This window comes from Rickettsiales endosymbiont of Peranema trichophorum (assembly GCF_004210275.1).
Lineage (GTDB): Bacteria > Pseudomonadota > Alphaproteobacteria > Rickettsiales > Midichloriaceae > RICK02.
In genome coordinates this window covers 22,668-30,562 of record NZ_SCFA01000073.1, presented here as the reverse complement: position 1 = coordinate 30,562, position 7,895 = coordinate 22,668, and the positions used below count along the sequence as shown (strand labels likewise).

6 protein-coding genes and 2 rRNA genes are annotated in these 7,895 nt (G+C 42.2%); 4 read left to right on the top strand and 4 right to left on the bottom strand.

Annotation, left to right across the window (positions count from 1 at the left end; all coding sequences use genetic code 11):
* The 4 genes from EDM53_RS03790 to EDM53_RS03775 form a co-directional block, all read left to right on the top strand.
* On the top strand, positions 1-195 hold a 195-nt coding region (locus tag EDM53_RS03790), incomplete at its 5' end, for a PD-(D/E)XK nuclease domain-containing protein (protein WP_207215468.1).
* A 371-nt stretch (positions 196-566) separates the two neighbouring features.
* Positions 567-3,342, top strand: a 23S ribosomal RNA gene (locus tag EDM53_RS03785).
* Positions 3,343-3,436: 94 nt separating this feature from the next.
* Positions 3,437-3,551 (top strand): 5S ribosomal RNA (gene rrf, locus EDM53_RS03780).
* 173 nt (positions 3,552-3,724) lie between these two features.
* Positions 3,725-4,093 carry a TrbC/VirB2 family protein gene (locus EDM53_RS03775; RefSeq protein WP_165379626.1) on the top strand — a complete coding sequence of 123 codons (369 nt, stop codon included), beginning with the start codon at positions 3,725-3,727 and terminating at the stop codon, positions 4,091-4,093.
* A gap of 181 nt (positions 4,094-4,274) precedes the next feature.
* Here EDM53_RS03775 and recF read toward each other — a convergent pair whose 3' ends face one another.
* From recF to EDM53_RS06350, 4 genes are all read right to left on the bottom strand, one after another.
* Complete coding sequence (gene recF, locus EDM53_RS03770; RefSeq protein WP_130122343.1) at positions 4,275-5,384, bottom strand: DNA replication/repair protein RecF; 1,110 nt, start codon at positions 5,382-5,384, stop codon at positions 4,275-4,277.
* Between the two features lie 6 nt (positions 5,385-5,390).
* The gene (gene dnaN, locus EDM53_RS03765; RefSeq protein WP_130122342.1) at positions 5,391-6,524 is read right to left on the bottom strand and encodes a DNA polymerase III subunit beta; all 1,134 of its coding nucleotides are present in this window, start codon (positions 6,522-6,524) and stop codon (positions 5,391-5,393) included.
* Positions 6,525-6,599: 75 nt separating this feature from the next.
* Entirely contained in the window at positions 6,600-7,457 is an 858-nt protein-coding gene (gene lpxC / locus EDM53_RS03760) for a UDP-3-O-acyl-N-acetylglucosamine deacetylase (protein ID WP_165379625.1), read from the bottom strand.
* Positions 7,458-7,586: 129 nt separating this feature from the next.
* Positions 7,587-7,790: a hypothetical protein gene (locus tag EDM53_RS06350; RefSeq protein WP_130122340.1), complete on the bottom strand. Its 204-nt coding sequence runs from the start codon at positions 7,788-7,790 to the stop codon at positions 7,587-7,589.
* Positions 7,791-7,895: the final 105 nt, after the last annotated feature.

The window sequence follows — 7,895 nt, the reverse complement described above, 5'->3', positions numbered from 1 at the left end:
GGGATACTACTGGAGTTCAAGGCAACGGATGACCCAAAGAAGCTGAAGGCAAAGGCAAAAGAAGGCCTAAAACAAGTGAAGGACAAGCAGTATCTTGAGCTTTTTAGGCAACAAGGTGTGAAGGATGTACTTGCGATAGGCCTTGCGTTTTGTGGGAAGCGTCTTGAGCTTGTGTGGGACAATATGAGTATATAAAGAGCGACAAGAAGAAAAAGCTACAATAAGGTTCCTTCAGTGCTTTGTCATTTTACGTGATGGCGGGCGTTTGGAGTATTATATCAGCTTTTTAGGGGAAGTGCTGTTGAATTTTGGTACAAAATTTTGCTGCTATCTACTCAGTTTTTCACTTGCTTTGATCTAAATAAAGATGACGACGTCTTATATATTATAAAATATATATTGACGTGGCACTGTGGTCATGGTAAGAATCTATCTACGTTCTAGTTAGTCAGTAATTTAACTGACTTTACTGTTCTTTGAAATTGTAAGTAAATTATTACACTGCGGAAACTAAATTAATGTTGTATAAGTTTAGTTCTGTAAACGATGTTGGTAATAAAAATCAGCTAAAAATATAATAAGAGCATTTAATGAATGTCTTGGCGGCAGGAGGCGATGAAGGACGTGATAGGCTGCGATATGCTACGGGGAAGTGCCAATAACTTTTGATCCGTAGATCTCCGAATGGGGTAACCCACCAGATTAATCTGGTAACTTTAGATGAATACATAGTCTAGAGTGGCGAACCTAGGGAATTGAAATATCTTAGTACCTAGAGGAAAGGAAATCAACCGAGACTCCGTTAGTAGTGACGAGCGAAGACGGACTAGGCCAGTACCACGGCAACTAAAATCAGAATCTTTTGGAAAAAGGAACCATAGAAGGTGATAGTCCTGTATGAGTAAATAGTTGTTGATGGTCTTGAGTAGGGCGGGGCACGTGAAACCCTGTCTGAACATAGGGAGACCACTCTCTAAGCCTAAGTACTACCTGACGACCGATAGTGGACAAGTACTGTGAAGGAAAGATGAAAAGAACCCCGACAAGGGGAGTGAAATAGAGCCTGAAATTAAATGCTTACAAGCAATCGAAGCACATGCAATCATTGATTTGATAGTAAGGTGTGACGGTGTACCTCTTGTATAATGGGTCAGCGACTTAGTGTATCTAGCAAGGTTAAGCCGTTAGGTGTAGCCGTAGCGAAAGCGAGTCTGAATAGGGCGTATTGAGTTAGATGCATTAGACCCGAAACCGGGTGATCTAGTTATGAGCAGGTTGAAGATAGGGTGAAACCTATCGGAGGACCGAACCCACTACTGTTGCAATAGTAGGGGATGACTTGTGACTAGGGGTGAAAGGCTAATCAAACTCGGAAATAGCTGGTTCTCCGCGAAATCTATTTAGGTAGAGCGTTATTCGATTACCATCGGGGGTAGAGCACTGGATCGGCTAGGGGGGCCTAAAGCCCTACCAAACCTAACCAAACTCCGAATACCGATGAGTACAGAATAGCAGGCAGGCTGTGGGTGATAAGGTCCATGGCCGAGAGGGAAAGAGCCCAGACCGCCATCTAAGGTCCCAAAATTATGGTTAAGTGTTAAAGGAAGTAGAAACGCCAAAACAATTAGGAGGTTGGCTTAGAAGCAGCCATCCTTTAAAGAAAGCGTAACAGCTCACTAGTCTATTAGCGATTCTGCGCCGAAAATGTAACGGGGCTGAAACCATATACCGAAGATGCGGGTTTAGACACTGTATAAGTGTTTAGGCGGTAGCGGAGCGTTGTATAGGCCGTTGAAGGTGTACTGTAAGGTATGCTGGAGGTATTACAAGCGAGAATGCTGACATAAGTAACGTAAAGAAATGTGAAAAACATTTCCGCCGAAAGTCCAAGGGTTCCTGCGTAAAGTTAATCTGCGCAGGGTTAGCCGGTCCCTAAGGCGAGGCCGAAAGGCGTAGTCGATGGGAATTGCGTTAATATTCGTAAGCCTGCTGGAAGTGACGAAGGCTGAAAGTTGTACAGAGTTAATGGATTCTTTGTGCAGCCTAAGACTTCCTGGAAATAGCTCCAGCATATAGACCGTACCCCAAACCGACACTGGTGGACTGGTAGAGTATACTAAGGCGTAGAGAGAATAATGTTGAAGGAACTAGACAAATTGCATCCGTAACTTCGGGAAAAGGATGGCCTTACTTGGGCAACCAGGATAAGGTGGCACATAGCAGGGGGTGGCGACTGTTTATCAAAAACACAGGACTCTGCAAACTCGTAAGAGGAGGTATAGGGTCTGACGCCTGCCCGGTGCCGGAAGGTTAAGGTGAGATGTGCAAGCATTGAGCTGAAGCCCCGGTGAACGGCGGCCGTAACTATGACGGTCCTAAGGTAGCGAAATTCCTTGTCGGGTAAGTTCCGACCTGCATGAATGGCGTAACGACTTCCCCATTGTCTCCAACATTAACTCAGTGAAATTGAACTCTCCGTGAAGATGCGGAGTGTCTGCGGTTAGACGGAAAGACCCCGTGAACCTTTACTATAGCTTTGTAGTGGTGTTAGGGATTTAATGTGTAGGATAGGTGGGAGACTTTGAAGCTTAGGCGCTAGTTTAAGTGGAGTCGTCCTTGAAATACCACCCTTTAAATTTTTGACATCTAACCATGCTCCATGAATCTGGGGCTGGGACCCTGCATGGTGGGTAGTTTGACTGGGGCGGTCGCCTCCCAAAGAGTAACGGAGGCGTGCGAAGGTAAGCTCAAGTTGGTCAGAAATCAACTGTTAGAGTGCAATGGCATAAGCTTGCCTGACTGCGAGACTGACAAGTCGAGCAGAGACGAAAGTCGGTCATAGTGATCTGGTGGTTCTGTGTGGAAGGGCCATCACTCAACGAATAAAAGGTACTCCGGGGATAACAGGCTAATGAGCTCCAAGAGCCCATATCGACGAGCTCGTTTGGCACCTCGATGTCGACTCATCACATCCTGGGGCTGGAGAAGGTCCCAAGGGTTCGGCTGTTCGCCGATTAAAGTGGTACGTGAGTTGGGTTCAGAACGTCGTGAGACAGTTTGGTCCCTATCTGCCGTAGGTGTAAGGAAAATTGAGAGGCTCTGACTCTAGTACGAGAGGACCGAGTTGGATATACCACTGGTGTACCGGTTGTTTTGCCAAGAGCAACGCCGGGTAGCTATGTATAGAAGGGATAACCGCTGAAAGCATATAAGTGGGAAACCCGCCTCAAAACTAGTTTTCCCTATTAGTGCCGTTATAGACTATGACGTTGATAGGCTGGGTGTGTAAGTGGAGCAATCCATTGAGCTAACCAGTACTAATAGCACGATTGATTTTTAGTTGAACTAATATCGTTTACAGTGTTAAGCTTATACTGATTTTGATTTTGTTTTTCTTTGTAAATTTACTTACGATTTCTCTTGCCATACTTATTGGCTTGGTGATTATAGAGAAGGTGAAACACCTGATTCCATACCGAACTCAGAAGTGAACCCCTTCGTCGCTGATGGTACTTTAGCTTAAGCTACGGGAGAGTAAGTAGTTGCCAAGCTTGTAAGTGTGGTTTTTTTTTACGTTCATTTTTTACTTCTTGAGCTACTATTGCTTGCTTTTCCTATTTAGCGTTATACTATAAAATGTAATGGAGTGTTTTAGCGTTTTATAAACACAATTTTAAGGCGAATAGCTCATTAACTAATGGAGGAAAAAATGAGGAATAGTATCATGAAAAATTTTACAAAGATGGGTAGGGGCTTCTGTATTGTGGCTATACTATCTCTGGTAGTGTTGGTGCCTTTGATATGTTTTGGTGCGGACACTGGGGGAGGTGGTACGGGAAGCGCGACTGATAATAATTCCATTACATATGGATTATGTGTTGGTATTAAAATTGTGACTGGAGGTACTGGTCAAGCTCTTGCGATTATTGCAATCATTATAGTAGCTATAGGTCTTTTTTTGGGCAAGCTTTCATGGGGTGTAGCGATTGCAATTGGTATTGGTATGGGTCTGTTATTTGGTGCACCACAAATTGTATCATTATTTAGTGGACAGGGCGCCCTCAAATGTGACAACATTACCAAACCTTCTTAAATTATTGAAAATAAGAGCCTGTCCGCAAATATGAGATATGTTGGAGGGTCTGGATGGTGTTGAGACAAACATCCAGGCCCCACTTTTTTATCCTTCCCGCAAAAGCGGGAATCTATCTGCTTTTGCCAACAACTTCACAGACAACTTTTGCCCTCATTCCAGTTAATTTGCGGACAAGCTCTTAACTGTAAAAGCTGATGTTGTTGTGTTTGACACTAATCCTGTTTACTAGGCTTACATCTGTTGTTGTGAGCCAAGTTTGGACATTGCTTAGATGTATCTGGTTGATCAAAGAAGAGGTGGCTGATTGATCGAGATGTGCAAAGACTTCATCCAGCAGTAGTATTGTTTTTGCATTATTTATTTTGCTCATTGCTTTAACTTGGCCCAATATTAGGGATGTGAGCATTGACTTTTGCTCTCCAGTAGAGGACTGGTGTGCTGGAATATTTTTGATGCTATGAAGTGTTTCGATATCGCTTTTATGGACTCCAAAATTTGTTCTATTGCTAGTAGCGTCTATATGTCTTAGACGTTTCAAATGATGTATAATCAAATCTATGATATTACCTTTCTCTTTTTCTGTGTAGAGTTGATCGAGAGGGCCGATAAATTTGATTAAGGGTTTTAGAAATGGACTATCATCATGATGTAGCTCCTGCTGAACAAGATTTAAAGCTTGATGGCGTTTAATGAGTATTGCACAACTGAGGTGTGCGATTTGCTCTTCAAGAGTTTTAAGCCATATTTCATCATATTTATGATCATGTAAAATGGTTAATCGTGATTTTAATAATTTATCGTAGTTTAGTATTGCGGGGGCGTGTTCAGGAAAGAAGTTATACGTTATTCTATCGATGAACTTCCTTCTATTGGATGGTGATTCCATAAATATTCCATCCATTTGAGGTATTAACCAAACTACCTTTAAATAATTTAAAATATCGCTATGTTTTGATGTGACGTTATCGTCTATCACTACAAGTCTTTTGATGGTATTTGAGTGGTCTTTTATGGAGCCTGTGGACAATGTGATAGAGTTTTGGTTGTGAGTGATATCACATCGGACGGCCCACTCGTCATATGTGTTTTTGATGTGGTTTATGGGGAATATTTGGTCTAACGATGCATGTCTGAGGCCTCTACCTGGAGCTAAGAAGGATAGGGCTTCTAAGATGTTAGTTTTGCCTATGCCATTTGGTCCATTAATGACAACGATAGGGCTATCTACGTTTATTTGGAAATGGTAGTGATTACGGAAGTTGGATAAGGCGAGTTTGTTGATTGGCACGCACGTTTACACTTCCATTGGCATGACGACGTATGTGGAGCTTTCGTCGGAGGCATCGTGTATTATGATAGCGACAGAATTGTTAAATAGTTTTAGTCTGACGAGATCGCCATCAACCACGGATAGTGCATCTAGCAAGTACCTTGAATTGAAGCTTATGGATATATGCGTAGTGGAGTTATAGGCGACTTGTATGGCTTGGAGACCTTGTAGATGGCTATTTGCGAGACTACTTGCGGTGAGTGTTAATTTGGATGGCTCTATGTCAAACTTGACAGATTTTACTTTATCTTGTGATATTGCGATGACAAGGTCGATTGCGCTTAGGATATCTTTTACTTTTACTTCCATGCACTTGTCATTCCCTTTTGGGATTACTCTATCGTAGTCTGGGAATTTACCATCTATTAACTTACTACTGACTCTGATGGTACCTATTTGAAACATGATTTTCTTTTCAGATACGCCGATAGTGACTTCTTTATCATGAGCTTCCAACAAGCTGACCACTTCCATGACGGTTTTGCGTGGGATTATGACGCCTGGCATAGCATCGAGGCCTGTTGGTAGCACAGCATCAACTTTAGCCAATCTATGACCATCTGTTGCGACGGCTCTGAGGGCTGAAAGTCCTTTATTTGATTTATGGACATGGAGATATACACCATTGAGGTAGTATCTGGCTTCGTCTGTTGATATAGCGTGTTTAGTTTTGGACAACAGAGCTTTTAGTATGTTGCTGTGTACATCGAATGTATGGGATATGACACCGAGATCGAAGTTAGGAAATTCGTCTGAGGAAATGCAGGGGAGGACAAAGAGGCTGGAGCCGAATTTGACGCTTATTTGGTCTGGTGTTTCTGTGGTTTGCTCGAAGGTTATTGTGGAGTCATCAGAAATTTTTCGGACTATATCATAGAGTGTGATTGCGGGTACGGTAGTTAGAAGAGGTGCCTGTACTGTTGCTGGAATTACGTCTCTGACGGCTATATCTATATCTGTGGTAGTGAGGCTGAGGTGGTCACCTAGTGCTTCTATTTTGACGTTGCTGAGCACTGGTATGGTGTTTCTTTTTTCTACGACTGAGGTGATATAGCCTAGTGCTTTTAATAAATCGGCTTTTTGTACAACGACGTGCATATACTATTTTTAGATCTTTGATAATCCTGTAAAAATCATAGACTGTATGTAAAATAGTTTCAACTAAAAATATATTTAGGCGATGACATATTGGTATGCTTCTACTTTTGAAAACAGCTTTTTTAGGAGCTTATTATGGAGTGTATGTCCTGTTTTGAGAGCGCTGACGTAGCCGTGCAGTCTTGCTCCGGCGAGATATAGGTCTCCGATGCAATCCAATATTTTATGTCTTACGAATTCGTCTGGATGGCGGAGACCATCTTGGTTGACGACTCCGTTATCTGAAATAGCGATTGCATTATCGGTAGATGCGCCGAGTGCCAAGCCGTTTGCCCACAATGTTTTTAGATCTTTGACGAATCCGAAGGTTCTAGCGTTACTGATTTCGTTATTGAAGTTATTGGTTTGTTCATTGAATGACAATGACTGCTCTCCTATGACGTGATTATTATAATTGATTGTAAAATCGACGACGAATCCGTCATTTGGTGTGATTTTAATGGACTGGTCATTGTGAACGACTTCAATTTCGTCAATGATTTTAATGATTTTTCTATGTTTATGCTGTTTTTGTATTCCTACTTGGTCTATTAGTTTTACAAAAAGGAGTGAGCTACCGTCCATAGCGGGGACTTCTATATTATTGACTTTAATGTGTGCGTTATCGACGCCGCATCCCCACAAAGCGGACATGAGATGTTCAACTGTGGCGACAGTGACTCCTGCCTTATTTCCGAGGACGGTAGAGAGGTTTGTGTTTACTACGTTGTTGAAGTGTGCGGGAATTATTTTGTTATTTGGTAGATCGACTCTTTCGAAGACGATACCGTAATCTTCTTGAGCTGGGAGAATGGTGAGGTTGACGGGTTGGCCTGTGTGTAGTCCTATGCCGTTGAGCTTTATGGGTGAAGCGACTGTTTGTTGATATGGCACGAATTTGTTTACTGATTGGATTAATTTGCATCGATGATATAGTGTTATGTATTACCTTAACAAGTAACATATTGTTGCAATATATTACATTGATTGGTACACATGACGCAACAATCCGAGGCCTCTCTTTTATCGCCTCTCTCTCTCCTTTGCCATCCCAGCATTTCCTTCTTTGCCATTCCCGCTTCTCTTTTTTGTTATTCCCGTGAAAACGGGCATCCATCTAGTTTTGCTAACATTACCTACTGAATCAGAGCATTGGTGATACCAACTCTCATTTTTAAATGATTCAAAACGGATTTTGTGAAAGTCGGCTCTGCGCACGTATTTCAATACGCTTACGCAGCCTCATCCTCAAATCCATTTGCCTGATTTAATCTGAAACTTGGTATGATATGTCACACACGTACCAGTATTCTGCAGAGGTCCAATTAACAT